The organism is Saccharopolyspora aridisoli (genome assembly GCF_004348445.1).
Lineage (GTDB): Bacteria > Actinomycetota > Actinomycetes > Mycobacteriales > Pseudonocardiaceae > Saccharopolyspora > Saccharopolyspora aridisoli.
On record NZ_SMKV01000006.1, the window covers coordinates 38,312 to 53,061 of the forward strand.

Here is a 14,750-nt window from a genome sequence, read left to right on the forward strand (position 1 = left end):
CGGAGACCCCGCAACTCACCCCGGATCACGGCCCCGAGGTTTTCGCCTTATAATCGAAAACGTGCCACATCGTAACATCGAGGCAACGGCGGATGGCAGAGACCCAGGTCACGAAGTTCTCGCCGGCGTCCTGCAGATCCGCGACGAACGACTCCAGGTGATGCTGTGGCAGCGCGCCAAAGGGCCCGCGCTGCACCGCTGGTCGCTCCCCCGCGGCTGGCTGGCCGCCGACGAGGACGTGGAGGCGTCGATCCGGCGGCAGCTCGCCGAGAAGGTCGACGTGCACAAGCTCTCCCACGTCGAACAGCTCTCGGTGTTCAGCGCCCCCGGGCGGGTGCCGGACCGGCGGGTGATCGCCACCGCGTTCCTGTGCCTGGTGCCCGCCGACGTCGACCCCGAAGTGCCCGCGGACACCCGCTGGTTCCCGGTCGACGACCTGCCCGCGACGGCATTCGACCACGAGGAGATCGTGCTCGCCGCGCGAGACCGGCTGCGCGCCAAGCTCTCCTACACCAACATCGGGTTCGCGCTCGCCCCGGCCGAGTTCACCGTCTCCGAGCTGCGCGGGATCTACTCCGCCGCGCTCGGCTACCAGGTCGCGGCGACGAACCTGCAGCGCGTGCTGTCCCGGCGAGGTGTCCTGGAGCCCACCGGCCGCACCGTGCCCGCCGGACGCTCCGGCGGCAGACCGCCCGCGCTGTTCCGCTTCACCTCACGAGACCTGCAGGTGACCGACCCGTTCGCGGTGTTCCGTCCTCCGGCCTGAACATCGCCTGTTTCACTTGGAGCAGCCTCGTTGCGTCGATCGAAGTAGTTTGGGAGGCGTGTTGGACACGTTGCCGCTGTTCCCCTTGGGGTCCGTGCTGCTCCCGGGCGGGCACCTTCCGCTGAACATCTTCGAGCCGCGCTACCGCGACCTCGTGCACGACCTGCTCAACGAAGCCGTGCCCGACCGCCGGTTCGGCGTGGTCACCATCCGGCAGGGGTGGGAGGTCGGCGAGGACAACGTCGACTCGTTGTACGACGTCGGATGCACGGCGGTGCTCGACGAGGCCCGGCAGCTGCCCGGTGGACGCTACGACGTCACCGCCTTCGGCGAGCGGCGGTTCCGGCTGCTGCAGATCGACCGCGAGTCCGCGCCGTACCTGCTGGCCCGCGTGCAGTGGCTGCCCGACACCGAACCGGAGCACGACCCCCCGGGGCGCCGCGAACGGCTCACCGCGGGGGCGCGCGACGCCCACCAGCGCTACCACGCCTCGGGCATGCGCAGCGGGCCCCGCGAAGTTCCCGGCGAGGACTCCGAATCCGCCGACCTGTCGTACCTGCTGGCCGACGACTGCGTGCTGACCACCGAGGACCGCCAGGCGCTGCTGGAGGAGACCGACCCGCTGATCCGGCTGCGCACCGTCCGCAAGCTGCTGCTGCGGGAGGCCGAGTTCCTGCGCGAGCTGCGCGCGGTTCCAGCGCCGCTGGCCGAGTTCGCGCAACAACCCAGCCTGAACTAGCAGGGGTCGGTTGGGGGTCCGCCCGATCTGAGATCGGCGCATGTCCTCGCCTGGTGGCCCCTGGGAGCCGCAACGGCAGTACCGGGGCTTCGACGCCTTCCAGCAGCCGCAGCAGGGTTTCGAGCCGCCTCGCAGGGAGAAGCGCGGGTGGCTGGTCTTCGCGCTCTCGCTCGGTGCTGTCGTGCTGATCGGCGCGATGGCCGCAGTGCTGGTGTTCGGCCTCCGGAGCCAGGAGGCGGAATCGCAGCCGCCCGGCCCGGCCCCGCTGCCCTCGACCTCGGCGGAGCCGGCGGTGGCGGGGTGGCGCGTGGTCGCCGTGCCCAAGCGCCGAGCCGTGTACGACGTGCCGCAGGACTGGGAGGTCGAGCCGAACTCGGAGAACGTGCACGCCGTCGGACCACCGGAGGACGCGGTCACGCTCACCGGGGTGTCGCACCAGCAACTGGGTTTCTGCCCGGGGGACGACAACAGCTTCCGGGCGATGGCGGGCGCCAGCGCGCGGCTCGGACCGGACAGCACCGCCGTCGCCGCGGAGGCCATCGGCACGTTCATCGGCCACGCGTTCACCCGTGACGGCGTTGCCCCGCTCGTCGAGCAGTCACCGCCGGAGCAGCTGCGGCTCAGCGGCGGGCTCCCCGCCACGCGCATCAACGCCCGGGTCACCCTGCCCGCTCCGGCGGGCTGCGATGCCCGCGCGGTCGCGGTCACGACCGTGGCCACCAACAACGACGGCAAGAGCTCGGTGGTCTTCATCGCCGCGGCCGACCAGGACGTGCCGGGCGCGGTCACCCCCGCGACGCTGAACGCGATCGGCGGCTCGTTGCGCCCGCGGTGAGGGGCACACGGCAGCCCTGGTCCGAACTGACTCGACACGACAGGCTTGATCATGGGTCCAGCCGGACCAGGACCACCGCTACTTCAGTCGTCGCCCCAGGTCGTCGAAGCCGTTCCAGGACGTCGCGATGCCGTAGCCGAGGGAGAGCGCCAGCGGCATGGCGACCAGCACCCACATCGTGGTGATCTCCGGGGCGACCGTGATCACGTCGCCGAGCTGCGGGTTCGGCGGCAGCGGGTAGAGCCCGGCCGCGAGCGAGCCGCCCGTTCGAATCCCCAACCAGGAGGCCACCAGCGAGCCCAGCACACCACCGATGAGCAGGATCGGGCCGCGCCTGCCGCGAATCCGCCACAGCACCGCGGCGGTGAGCAGACCGGCGGCGAAGGCCAGCAGCGTGAAGATCGCGATGCCGTCGAACTCGTGGTAGTTCTCCACCTGCAGCGGGCTCACGGTGCCGCCCCGCCCCAGCACGCTCTGCTGCGGAGGCGCCATCCGCGACCACAGCCAGCCCATCGGCAAACCCAACAACGCGATCAGCGAGATCGCGCTGATCGCCGGCAGCAGGTCGGCCTTGACCACCACCTCCGGACGGGGTGGGGTCAGGAACGAGAGCAGCGCTGGTTCCTCGGGCTCGACCCGCTCCGGGAGAGCACGTGTCGTGCCCGAATCGTCCACTGGGCTGTCGGACAACCGCCGACCTCCTCCTCGCCTTCGCCGCCACCGGCCCGGCTTGCGAAATCCTCCGGTCACCATAGCGTTTTCTCGCGCCCTCCCAGTCACCCGATGAACGGGCGCGGGGCGCACATCAACTATTCTGCGCGAGCCCTCATGTCGGCTACGCCGAAGGACGAGTGAAGTGGTGGGAATCCTGCCGTCTCCCCAGGTGACCGGACCGAGCCCGATCGACGAGCCGCGGCAGAGCTCGGCCGTCCGGCTCCCGCTGCGCGACACCGCAGCCGAACTGGTCGCCGGTTCCGCGGTCGCCGCAGTGGTGAGCATGGTGCTGCAGTTCGCCGCCGCGCGGCTGAGCATCAGCGAACCCAGCTACGCTCCCGAGGCGCTGACGATGCTCAGCAGCGGTCTCGTGCTGGCAGCCCTGTTCGCGCTGCTGGCGTTCGGGTACCGAGCCACGCGCATCGGCCGCTGGGGCAAGCTCGCCGCTACCTGGGTCGCGTTGAGCGCCTTCAGCACGTTGTCGCTGGCCATCCCGCTGCAGTCCTCGCGCTTCTACTACGGCGGATCGTCCACCGACAACGGGTTCCGCATGCAGTTGATGACGCGCATGGCCTCGACGCTGGGCCTGGCCGACATGAACTACGCGGAGACCGCGCCCTACTACCCGAGCGGCTGGTTCTGGCTCGGCGGCCGCTTCGCCAACCTCCTGGGCTGGGAGGGCTGGGCGGCCTACAAGCTCTACGCGCTGTGCTGGGTCGCGGTGACCGCGGTCGTGGCGTTCACGCTCTGGAGCGTGGTGCTGCGTCGCCGGCTCGCCCTGCTGGCCGCCGTCGTGACAGCGCTGTCGGGCATGCTGCACGGCATCGTGGAGCCCTACGCCTGGCCGTCGGCGGCGTGGCTGCTGCCCGTGGCGGTGCTGGCCTGGCGCTCGCTGCGGACGACTGAGGGCGCACCGCGCTGGACGCTGATCTGCATCGGCGGTTACGTCGGGTTCGCCGCGATCACCTACACGCTGCACTTCGGCTTCGCCGTCGCGATGATCATGCTGATGGCGCTGATCACCGGCGTGCACCGGGTTCGCCAGGGCGCAGGTGTGGGACCGGTCGTCAAGCAGCTTTTCCTGCGGCTGCTGCCGATCGGTGTGGTCAGCCTGGTGATCGCGCTGCTCGTGTGGCTGCCCTACCTGCTGTCCACCAGCTTCCTGCTCGACAACCCGCGTAGCGCCGCGCAGCACTACCTGCCGGAGGACGGCGCGTTCCTGCCGGTGCCGATGACCGAGGCGACCGCGTTCGGCGGGCTGTGCCTGGCGGGCTTCGTGTGGTTGTTGTTGCGCTGCCGCCACAGCGAGATCGCCGCTTCGATGCTGGCGATCGTGCTGGCGATCTACGGCTGGTTCGCCCTGTCCACGCTCGCCCTGCTGGCCAAGACGACGCTGCTGGCGTTCCGGCTCAACGTCGTCCTGGACCTGACGCTCGCGGTCGCCGGCGTGCTCGGGCTGTTGGAGCTCATCGGCTACCTGCGGCGCAGGATCGACCCGCGGTACGCGGTGCAGATCAGCCTCGTCGCCTGCGCGCTCGGCCTGATCGGCGCGGTGAGCATCACCCAGGAGTCGATCAGCGGCAAGCTTCTCGGCTACACCGAGCAGGCCTACACCGATTACTACCCGACCGGTGACAACGCCAAGGGCAACAAGGACCCCGGGCAGCGCGGGTCCTGGTTCGACGACGAGATCCGGGCGGTCGCCGCGCTCACCGGTCGCGAGCCCGACCAGAACGTGCTGCTGAGCACCGACTACAAGCTCATGTCCTTCCAGCCGTACTGGGGGTTCCAGCAGGAGACACCGCACTACGCCAATCCGCTGGCCGACTACGACGAGCGGGCGGCCGAGATCGAACGCTGGACCAAGGCCACCAGCAGCCAGGAGCTGCTGCAGATGGTGCACGGCTCGAAGTTCGAGAGCCCCAACGTGTTCATCCTCGACAACCCGCAGAGCCGCTACTCCGAGGTGGAGACCCCGCCGGAGCACGCAGGCGATCTCGCTCTGCAGCTCAAGGGCGACGCGTTCCCGCAGAACCCGAACGTGCGCGACTACTACGTCTACTTCGACCGCGAGCTCTTCGACTCCCCTGCCTTCGTCAAGCGCGACGTCGGTCCGTACACGATCATCGCGCTGCGCTGATCCGGCGGCCGGGCACGGCCTGTCGAGGACGTTCATCGGACAGCCTCCACCGCGGACCGCGCCCGGCGGAACGAGTAGTGCATCGCAGCCGCGGCGAGCGCGACCGACCACAGCGGCCACAGCACGATCGGCAGCCAGACCAGCGGGTGGTTCGGGATCCCTGGGTTGTCGGCGAGCGCCTGCAGCACCAGCAGCCTGCTGCCCGCCATCACCAGCACGGCGACGAACAGCGCGGGCAGCACCGCCATCCGCACCGGCACCGGCTTGCCCGCGAGCCCGACCACCCAGCGCGGGAAGCGCTCACCCCACGGGCGGATCAGTCCCCAGGTCAGGACAGCACCGCCCGCAGCGGCCGCCGCGAGCCCGAGACCGCCCGCGGCGCTGGAGTTCGCCATCGACAAGCCGGGGAACCCGATCGCCATCAGCACCCGGCTCACGGCGTACGCCAGCGGCACGGCGATGGCGATCCACGTCCACATCCGTCCTCGGCCCGACGACCCCGCTCCACCACCCCGCACCGCCTGCTCGATCCACGTCCACAGCATCGTCACGACCAGAGCGACCACGACCAGCTGGAGCACCAGCGCCACCGACAGGTACTTCCGCAGCGGATCGGGATCTCCCGCCATCGCCGAGCCGAGCAGGAACGGCAAGTACCCGACAGCGGCCAGCACGCCCGGGCCGAGCAGCACCAGCAGGCCGACGATCGAGGCCGTCCGCAGCGGGACCGCCGCACGGCCCGCGGACACCAGCGCGGTCGCCGCGGTCACCGCACCGATCACCGCGACCACCAGGTTCGCGGCCGGCTGCGGCAGCAGGGTCAAGGCGGAGGCGAAGAAGTCGGACGGGTCGGCCATCGGGCTGACCGCACCGGTGATCGCGCACACCGACGCGACCATCACCAGCAGAGCACCACCGCCGAGGACGAAACCTCGTGCGAACTTCCGTTGTTCAGTCATACCGGCAATGGTCGTGGTTCCGGCAGCGCGCGACCTCCACCGCGACGAAGAGACCTCCTCCTCCTCGAGGAGGAGGTTCCGGAGACCCCGCGGACGATCCGATGTCCCGAGGAGCCCTCAGACGACGCCGTTGTCGTAGGCCCAGATGACCGCGTGCAGCCGGTCGCGGACGTCCAGCTTGCGCAATATCGCCGCGACGTGGGTCTTCACCGTCGTCTCCGCCAGGTGCAACTCGGCGCCGATCTCGGCGTTGGACGACCCGCGCGCCAGGGCCGCGAGCACGTCCCGCTCCCGGCCGGTCAGCGAGTCCCAGCGCGGATCGGGACCGCGCGGCGCCGCCCGCCTGGCCACCTCCAGCAAGGTGCGGGTGGCGCGCGGCGAGACGATCGAATGCCCCTTGTGGACTTCTCGCACGGCGGCGGCGACCTCCTCCCCCGGCGTGTCCTTGGTGAGGAAACCACCCGCGCCGGCCCGCAGCGCGGCGAAGAGGTTCTCGTCCAGGTCGAAGGTGGTCAGGATCAGCACCCGGGTACCCGGGTGCTCGGCGGTGATCAGCTCGGTCGCGGCGATGCCGTCCATCCCGGGCATCCGGATGTCCATCAGCACCACGTCGACCCGGTGCCTGAGGCAGGCCTCCACCGCCGCCGACCCCGAATCCACCTCGGCCACGACCTCGATGTCCTCGTGCAGGCCGAGCACGATCCCGAGCGCGGAGCGGATCAGCTCCTGGTCGTCGGCGACGACCACGCGAATCGCGGTCACCGCTCCCCCAACTCGAACTCCGCCCGCACCGTCGTGCCCGCACCGGGCTCGCTGCGCACCACGAACCGCCCTCCGATCTGCCGCATCCGCTCGGCCATCCCGACCAGGCCGTACCCACCGCGCGCGGTGAGGTCATCGGCGGTCCCCGGGCCGTCGTCCGTCACGATCACGGTAAGCCGCTGCGGTTCCCAGACCAGGAAGATCCGGCACCTCACCTCCGGTCCGACGTGCTTGAGCGCGTTGGTGACCGACTCCTGGACCACCCGGTACACCGCGTGCCGCTCTGCGGTTCCCAGATCGTGCCTGGTCCCGGAGCTGCGCAGCTCCACGTCGGCCCCGGCCTGGCGAAAGGAACCGACCAGCGAGTCGAGATCCCGCTCCTGTTCCCCACTCACCGGGTCGTCACCCGAACGCAGGACTCCGAGCATCCCGCGCATTTCCTGCATCGCGTCGCGGCCGACGTCCAGCGCGGTCGAGAGCATCTCCCGCGCGCGTGCGGGATCGCGGTCGAACAGCACGCGCGCGGTGTCGGCCTGGGTGAGCACGACCGCCAGCGAGTGCGCCGCCACGTCGTGGATCTCGCGGGCGATCAACCGGCGCTCCTCAGCGATCGCCGCGCGCACCTGCTCCTGCCGCAGCTGCTCGGCGCGTTCGGCGTTCTCCTCCAGCGCGCGCACGTAGGACACCCGGATCCGCCGGTACCGCCCGAGCGCCCACGCCGAGAGCACCGAGGCGACCGCGACGGCCCCGAGCACGACAGGCGGAGCCCCTGCGCCCGGGAAGCTCACCACCATCCGGGCCACCACCAGCGCCGAGCCGATCAGCCCGCAGGCCACGGGCAGCACCTGGTGGTCGGTGTAGGCGATCACCGAGTACAGGAGCACGGGGTAGATCGCGGTGAACGGCAGCAGCACGGGCGGAACGCCACCGGGCAGGTCCGGCAAGGCGACCAGCGCGAGCATGCAGGCGCTGGCCACCGGCAACGCCGCGAAGGGCCGGATCCTGCGCAGCGCCACGCACACCGCGAGGCCGATCAGCGCGATCACCGAGACGATCCACAGCCACGGTGCCGCACCCCGCAGCGCGCTCAACGACGCGCCGGCGGCGAGGACGAGCACGAGCACGGCCGCGACGCCGTCGAGCGCCAGCCGCTGGTCGGGCCGCCACGAGGTGAGCATCAGCCCACCGTAGGCGCGTGGCGACGAGCCCCACCTCCTCCTCACGGATGAGGAGCCGGGCGAACCGGGAGCGCGCGGAGCCCGTGGATGAGGCTGGAGTTCCGGCGGCCGAGCTCCTCCGGCGACGTGGCCAGCGTCAGGTCCGGGAAGTGCGCGACCAGACCGCGCAGCGCGATCTGCGCCTCCACCCGGGCCAGCGGGGCACCGAGGCAGAAGTGGATGCCGTGCCCGAAGGCCAGGTGCCCCTGGGTGTCCCGGGAGATGTCGAACGAGTCGGCGTCCGGGAAGCGCTCCGGATCGCGGTTCGCGGCGGCCAGGCCCGCCCAGACGAATTCGCCTGCGGGGATCTCGGTTCCGCCGATCGTGATCGGCTCGGTGGTGAAGCGGAACGTGGTGTGCATGAGCGGGCCGTCGAAGCGCAGCACCTCCTCCACCGCGCCGTCCACCAGGTCCGGGTTCGCGCGCAGCGCGGCGAGCTGGCCCGGGTTGGTCAGCAGCGCCAGGACGCCGTTGCCGATCAGGTTCACCGTCGTCTCGTGACCGGCCACCAGCAGCAGGAACACCATCGAGATCAGCTCGGGCTCGCTGAGCCGGTCCTCGTCCTCGGACACCTCGATCAGCGCCGTGAGCAGGTCGTCGCCGGGGTTGTCCCGCTTGGCGGCGAGCAGCTCGGTCAGGTACTTCGACATCTCGCCGGCGGCCTGCGCCGATGCCTCGGCGTCGAGGTCGTCGAGCAGCTGGTTGGTCCAGAGCCGGAAGTCGTCGCGGCGGCTCTCGTCGACGCCCAGCAGCTCGCATATCACCCGGATCGGCAGCGGGAACGCGAACGCGTCCAAGATGTCCACTTCGACCTCACCGGCCATCGCGGTCAGCAGTTCCTCGCTGATCTGCTCGATCCGCGGCCGCAGCGACTCGATCCGGCGGGCGGTGAACGCCTTGACCACCAGCTTCCGCAGCCGCGTGTGGTCCGGCGGATCCATGTTGAGCATGTGCATGTCGAACCCGCCGCCGGCGAACTCGCCGTCTTCCGACCCCGACGGGTCCGGCTGCTCAGCGCCGGGCGCGAAGCGGTCCATGATCAGCCGGAAGGTGGTCTGCGCGTCCTTGCCCAGCCGAGGATCGGCCAGCAGCGCGCGGGCGTCGTCGTACCGGGTCACCACCCAGACCGGCAGACCGCTCTCGTTGACCAGCCGGTGCACCGGTCCGGCGGCCCGCAGCTCCGCGTAGCGGCGGTGCAGGTCCTGCGCGAACCCGGCGTCGAAGGCGATCGGGTCGGTGTGCGCCGTCATGGAATCCCCCATCCGCGAGTTGTGGCGTGTTCCTGAACCGCGTGCGAGCGCGCGGCCGAGCCGTGAAGGCCGTCTGAGCAGCTTGCGCCGCCACGACTTCCGGCACGTCTTCGGCGAGTGCGCCGCGTGCTGGCGCACATCGAGGGGCCCACCGAACCAGGAGGTGTCTGAGGTCTCGCCACCCGCACGGTCACGCAGGACGAGTACAGGAACAGGCTCCGCGTTCCAGTAAACCGCGCGCGCACCGCCGCTCGCCGGGCAAACGGGAAACTACGCCAGCCGGACCGGCAGCCGCTGCAAGCCGTGGATGAGCGTGGAGAACCGCCATTCGACGTCGTCGAGATCCCCGGCGGCGCTCAGCCCGGGGAAGCGCTCGGCGAGCTGGCGCAGCGCGATCTGCGCCTCCATGCGGGCGAGCTGGGCGCCCAGGCAGAAGTGGATGCCGTGCCCGAACGACAGGTGCCCGTGCGGGTCGCGGCCGATGTCGAAGCGCTCCGGCTCTGGGAACTTCCCCGGGTCGTGGTTGGCCGAGGCCAGGCCCACCCACACGATCTCGCCGGCCGGGATCTCCACATCACCGATCACCACGGCTTCGGTGGTGTGCCGGAAGGTCCCGTGCATCACCGGGCCGTCGAAGCGCAGCACCTCCTCCACCGCGCCGGTCACCAGGCTCGTGTCGGCGACCAGCGCCGCCCACTGGTCGGGGTTGCGCAGCAGCGCCAGCACACCGTTGCCGATCAGGTTTACCGTCGTCTCGTGGCCTGCCACCAGCAGCAGGAACACCATCGAGATCAGCTCGCCCTCGCTGAGCCGGTCCTCGTCCTCCGACACCTCGATCAGCGCGGTCAGCAGGTCATCGGCCGGGCTCTGGCGCTTGGCGGCGACGAGCTCGGCCAAGTAGGCGGCCATCGCCGCCCCGGCCTGCGACCGCGATGCGTCATCGGAGGCGTCCAGCAGGGTGTTGGTCCACTGCCGGAAGTCGTCGCGGCGGCTCTCGTCCACGCCCAGCAGCTCGCAGATCACCCGGATCGGCAGCGGGAACGCCAGGGCGTCGAGCAGTTCGACCTCGGTGGACCCGGCCATCGCGTCCAGCAGTTCGGCGGCGATCTCCTCCACGCGAGGCCGCAGCGACTCGATCCGGCGGGCGGTGAAGGCCTTGACCACCAGCTTGCGCAACCGCGTGTGGTCCGGCGGGTCCAGGTTGAGCATCTGCTCGCTGAGGTCGTCGCTGTTGAAGGGACGACCGGTGCCGCCGGCCTTGGCCAGGATGACCTCGCGACTGCGGCGGAAGTCCTTGGCCAGCCGCGAATCCGTCAGCGCCGCCTTGACGTCGTCATGCCGCGTGATCGTCCAGACCGGCAGGCCGTGCGGGGTGATCATGCGCTGGACCGGTGTGGCGGAGCGGATTTCGCCGTAGCGGTCGTACAGGTTCGAGACGAATCCGCTGTCGAACGGCACGGCGTCGAGGTGCGCCTCAGTGGTGGGCATGGAGTTTCCTTCGGGTAGGCGGGCAGAACCCTCAATTCCAGTGAACACCGTTCACCACGGCTTGTCACACCGGGCTGAGGGCCCTCTCAGCGCAAACCCGACGAATCACGCCACTTCGAAGCAACCCGCCCCCAGCAGCCCCTTGAGCTCGCCCTGCAAACCGTTCTCCGTCGACACGAAGAAGTCGCTCGACAGCGCCAGCCGCGTCGTCCCGCGCGGGCCCTGCAGCTTCAGGTGCACCGGAGTCGTGCCGGAATGCGCCTGCAGAGTCCGCTTGAGCTCGTTGACCAGCGACTGGTCCACCCTGCCCACCGGCACCTTGATCACGAACGCCGAGTCGCCGCCCTGATCGGTCTCGGCCGCCGAGATGTCCACCGGGACCGCGTCCGAGGCGAAGACGCTGATCGTGCCCTCGCGCTCGTTGATGCGGCCCTTGACCGCCAGCGCGGTGTCCTCCACCAGGCAGTCGGCGAACATCTCGTAGGACTTCGGGAAGAACAGCACCTCGACCGAGGCGTCCAGGTCTTCCAGCGTCACGATCGCCCACGGGTGGCCGTTCTTATTGATGCGGCGCTGGATCCCCGAGATCATCCCGGCGATCTTGATCTGCTCCTTGCCGCCGCTCGACTCCCGCTCGCCGCCGACGAGCTCGGCGATCCCGGTGTCCTGGTACGGCGCCAACAACCGCTGCGCGCCGTCGAGCGGGTGCGCCGAGACGTAGAGGCCCAGCATCTCGCGCTCGTAGGCCAGCAGCTGCTTGCGCGGCCACTCCTCGGCGGTGAACTGCAGGTGCGCCAGCGGCGATGCTTCGGCGCTGGCGTCGGATTCGTCCGCGCCGAACAGGTCGAACTGACCCATCGCCTGCTGCCGCTTGAGCCCGATCACGGCGTCCACCGCGGCCTCGTGGTGCTGCGACAGCGACATCCGGGTGTGCTGCAACGAGTCGAACGCCCCCGCTTTGATCAGCGATTCGATGACCCGCTTGTTGCACGCAACGATCTCCGACTTGTCCAGGAAGTCGGTGAACGAGGTGTAGCGCCCCTGCTCCTCGCGGCTCTTGACGATCGAGGCCACCACGTTCGAACCGACGTTGCGGATCGCGCTCATGCCGAAGCGGATGTTGCCGGAGACGGCCGCGAAGGTCTCCTTCGACTCGTTGACGTCCGGGGACAGCACCTGCACGCCCATCCGGCGGCATTCCGCCAGGTAGACGGCCATCTTGTCCTTGTTGTCACCGTTGGATGTCAGCAGCCCGGCCATGTACTCGGCCGGGTAGTTGGCCTTGAGGTAAGCCGTCCAGTACGCCACCAGGGCGTAACCGGCCGCGTGCGACTTGTTGAACGCGTAACCGGCGAACGGCAGGACCGTCGCCCACAGCTTGTCGATGGCCTCGTCGGAGAAGCCCTGGTCTCGCATGCCGGCCTGGAAGCCCTCGAACTCCTGGTCCAGGACCTCCTTCTTCTTCTTGCCCATCGCGCGACGCAGGATGTCCGCTCGACCGAGGCTGTACCCGGCGACTCGCTGCGCGATCGCCATGATCTGCTCCTGGTAGACGATTAGGCCGTAGGTCTCGGCCAGGATGTCCTTGAGCGGCTCGTCGAGCTCCGGGTGGATGGGCTCGACCGGCTTCTTGCCGTTCTTGCGGTCGGCGTAGTCCAGGTGCGCGTTGACCTCCATCGGGCCCGGCCGGTACAGCGCGTTCGCCGCCACCACGTCGCCGAACTCGGTGGGTTGCATGCGCTTGAGCAGCTCACGCATACCGCCACCTTCGAGCTGGAACACTCCCAGGCTCTCGCCGCGCGCCAGCAGCTCGTAGGTCTTGGCGTCGTCCAGCGCGAGCTTGGAGAGGTCGATCTCCAGGTCGTGGTTCTCCTTCACCATCTCCAGCGCGTCACCGAGGATGGTGAGGTTGGACAGGCCGAGGAAGTCCATCTTCAGCAGGCCGATGGCCTCGCACGACGGGTAGTCCCAGCCGGTGATGATCGAACCGTCGTCGCGCGCCCACAGCGGCACCGTGCCCATCAGCGGATGCGAGGACAGGATCACCGCGCATGCGTGCACACCGGCGTTGCGGATCAGGCCCTCCAGCCCGCGCGCGGTGTCGAAGATCTGCGACACCGATGGGTCGGTCTCGATCAGCGCGCGGACCTCGGCGGCCTCGGTGTAGCGCTCGTGCTGCGGGTCGACGATGCCCGACAGCGGGATGTCCTTGGCCGCGATCGGCGGCGGCAGCGCCTTGGAGATCTTGTCGGCGATCGCGAAGCCCGGCTGACCGTGGTGGACGCGGGCGGCGTCCTTGATCGCCGCCTTCGTCTTGATCTTGCCGAAGGTGATGACCTGGGCGACCTTGTCCCGGCCGTACTTGTTGATCGCGTACTGCAGCACCTCGTCGCGACGGCGGTCGTCGAAGTCGAGGTCGATGTCGGGCGGGGAGTCGCGCTCCGGGTTCAGGAACCGCTCGAAGATCAGGCCGTGTTCCAGCGGGTCCAGGTTGGTGATGTGCAAGATGTAGGCCAGCAGCGATCCCGCGGCCGAACCACGGCCCGGTCCGACGTGGATGCCCTGCGACTTCGCCCACCGGGTCAGGTCACCGACCACCAGGAAGTACGCGCAGTAGCCCTTGGTGTCCAAGACGTCGAGCTCGTTCTTGATCCGGTCCAGGCACTCCTGGCTCGCGCCGTCCGGGTAGCGGGTCGGCAGGTACTGCTCGACCTCGGCCTCCAGCAGCTCCCGCTCGGACTTGCCGCTGCCGTCGGTCACGCGCGGCATCCGGTCCTCGAAGGACCAGACGTCCTCGTAGGACTCCACCATCTCGGCGACAAGCAGCGTGTTGTCCGCCGCGCCCGGGACCTCGGCGTCCCAGTACTCGCGCATCTCCTCGGCGGACTTGAGGTAGTAGCCGTCGCCGTCGAACTTGAACCGGCTGTCGTCGGACAGCGTCTTGCCCGACTGCACGCACAGCAGCGCGCCGTGCGAATCGGCCTGGTCAACGGTCACGTAGTGGCTGTCGTTGGTGGCCAGCGGCTTGAGGTCGAGCTCCTTGGCGATCTTCAACAGGCCCTCGCGCACGGACCGCTCGATCGGCAGCCCGTGGTCCATCAGCTCCAGGAAGAAGTTGTCCTCGCCGAAGATGTCCCGGTAGTCGGCAGCGGCCTGCAACGCATGGTCGTACTGCCGCAGGCGCAACCGCGTCTGCACCTCGCCGGACGGGCACCCCGTGGTCGCGATGATCCCCTCGGAGTGCTCGCTGATCAGCTCCCGGTCCATGCGCGGCTTGCGGTACATGCCCTCGAAGCTCGCGCGGCTGGACAGCGTGAACAGGTTGCGCAGGCCAGTGGCGTTGCGGGCGAACATGGTCATGTGCGTGTAAGCACCCGCGCCCGAGACGTCACCGCCCTCGCCGAACTCGTCGGTGCCACGCTGCTTGGCCTCACCCCAGAACACCGGTTTCTTGTGGAATCGGTTGTGCGGCGCCAGGTATGCCTCGATGCCGATGATCGGCTTGATGCCGGTCTTGCGCGCCTGCTGGTAGAACTCGTCCGCGCCGAACATGTTGCCGTGGTCGGTCATCGCGACCGCCGGCATCCCGAGCCGCTGCGCCTCCGCGAACAGCGCACCCACCTTCGCCGCACCGTCGAGCATGGAGTACTCGGTGTGCACGTGGAGGTGGACGAAGGGGTCGGCAGACACGGAGAAGTCCTCCTTCGCGGCGGGATTGAAGAGCTGCCAGCCTAACTCCGGGCACCGACGCCACCCGCCGGTTCCCCCTGGCGTTGCGCGGAGTCCCACGCGCCCGCGTGTCGCAGATCATGCGCAGGTCGGCGTCGGTGTCGCGGAACGCGTGCCTCACCACCACGCGCCTGCCCGAACGGGTAGCGTG

Annotated in this window: 11 protein-coding genes; 4 read left to right on the forward strand and 7 right to left on the reverse strand. The window is 69.6% G+C overall.

The features are described 5' to 3' along the window. The first annotated feature begins 61 nt into the window (after positions 1-61). From E1161_RS06380 to E1161_RS06390, 3 genes are read left to right on the forward strand one after another with little or no spacing between them, the layout of a single operon-like run. The gene (locus tag E1161_RS06380; protein WP_408011951.1) at positions 62-766 is read left to right on the forward strand and encodes an NUDIX hydrolase; all 705 of its coding nucleotides are present in this window, start codon (positions 62-64) and stop codon (positions 764-766) included. A gap of 58 nt (positions 767-824) precedes the next feature. Continuing rightward, positions 825-1,505 (forward strand): LON peptidase substrate-binding domain-containing protein, encoded by a 681-nt coding sequence (locus E1161_RS06385; protein ID WP_328591221.1) that lies wholly within the window; start codon positions 825-827, stop codon positions 1,503-1,505. 40 nt (positions 1,506-1,545) lie between these two features. Further along, positions 1,546-2,340, forward strand: coding sequence for a hypothetical protein (locus tag E1161_RS06390; protein WP_132620597.1), 795 nt, complete (start codon positions 1,546-1,548; stop codon positions 2,338-2,340). Positions 2,341-2,418: 78 nt separating this feature from the next. Here E1161_RS06390 and E1161_RS06395 read toward each other — a convergent pair whose 3' ends face one another. Next, on the reverse strand, positions 2,419-3,030 hold the full coding sequence (locus E1161_RS06395) for a DUF2567 domain-containing protein (RefSeq protein WP_235874831.1): 612 nt from the start codon (positions 3,028-3,030) through the stop codon (positions 2,419-2,421). A gap of 166 nt (positions 3,031-3,196) precedes the next feature. On the opposite strand from E1161_RS06395, the gene E1161_RS06400 reads away from it, so the two are divergent. After that, positions 3,197-5,194 carry an arabinofuranosyltransferase gene (locus E1161_RS06400; protein WP_132620601.1) on the forward strand — a complete coding sequence of 666 codons (1,998 nt, stop codon included), beginning with the start codon at positions 3,197-3,199 and terminating at the stop codon, positions 5,192-5,194. Between the two features lie 32 nt (positions 5,195-5,226). Here the strand turns inward: E1161_RS06400 and E1161_RS06405 are convergent, their stop codons facing one another. The 6 genes from E1161_RS06405 to dnaE all read right to left on the reverse strand — a co-directional run bounded on the left by E1161_RS06405 (position 5,227) and on the right by dnaE (position 14,560). Then, positions 5,227-6,153: a hypothetical protein gene (locus E1161_RS06405; RefSeq protein ID WP_132620603.1), complete on the reverse strand. Its 927-nt coding sequence runs from the start codon at positions 6,151-6,153 to the stop codon at positions 5,227-5,229. 117 nt (positions 6,154-6,270) lie between these two features. Then, positions 6,271-6,915 carry a response regulator transcription factor gene (locus E1161_RS06410; protein WP_132620605.1) on the reverse strand — a complete coding sequence of 215 codons (645 nt, stop codon included), beginning with the start codon at positions 6,913-6,915 and terminating at the stop codon, positions 6,271-6,273. After that, positions 6,912-8,093 carry a sensor histidine kinase gene (locus E1161_RS06415; protein ID WP_132620607.1) on the reverse strand — a complete coding sequence of 394 codons (1,182 nt, stop codon included), beginning with the start codon at positions 8,091-8,093 and terminating at the stop codon, positions 6,912-6,914. The genes E1161_RS06410 and E1161_RS06415 overlap by 4 nt, the downstream gene beginning before the upstream one ends. 41 nt (positions 8,094-8,134) lie before the next feature. After that, entirely contained in the window at positions 8,135-9,382 is a 1,248-nt protein-coding gene (locus E1161_RS06420; protein WP_132620609.1) for a cytochrome P450 family protein, read from the reverse strand. Between the two features lie 270 nt (positions 9,383-9,652). Then, positions 9,653-10,870 (reverse strand): cytochrome P450 family protein, encoded by a 1,218-nt coding sequence (locus tag E1161_RS06425; protein WP_132620611.1) that lies wholly within the window; start codon positions 10,868-10,870, stop codon positions 9,653-9,655. A 105-nt stretch (positions 10,871-10,975) separates the two neighbouring features. Next, entirely contained in the window at positions 10,976-14,560 is a 3,585-nt protein-coding gene (dnaE, locus tag E1161_RS06430; protein ID WP_132620613.1) for a DNA polymerase III subunit alpha, read from the reverse strand. Between the last annotated feature and the right edge of the window lie 190 nt (positions 14,561-14,750).

Coding starts and splice junctions, on each gene's coding strand:
- E1161_RS06420 (WP_132620609.1), bottom strand. CDS start 9,382: ATGACGGCGCACACCGACCCGATCGCCTTCGACGCCGGGTTCGCGCAG.
- E1161_RS06405 (WP_132620603.1), bottom strand. CDS start 6,153: ATGACTGAACAACGGAAGTTCGCACGAGGTTTCGTCCTCGGCGGTGGT.
- E1161_RS06425 (WP_132620611.1), bottom strand. CDS start 10,870: ATGCCCACCACTGAGGCGCACCTCGACGCCGTGCCGTTCGACAGCGGA.
- E1161_RS06415 (WP_132620607.1), bottom strand. CDS start 8,093: ATGCTCACCTCGTGGCGGCCCGACCAGCGGCTGGCGCTCGACGGCGTC.
- E1161_RS06390 (WP_132620597.1), top strand. CDS start 1,546: ATGTCCTCGCCTGGTGGCCCCTGGGAGCCGCAACGGCAGTACCGGGGC.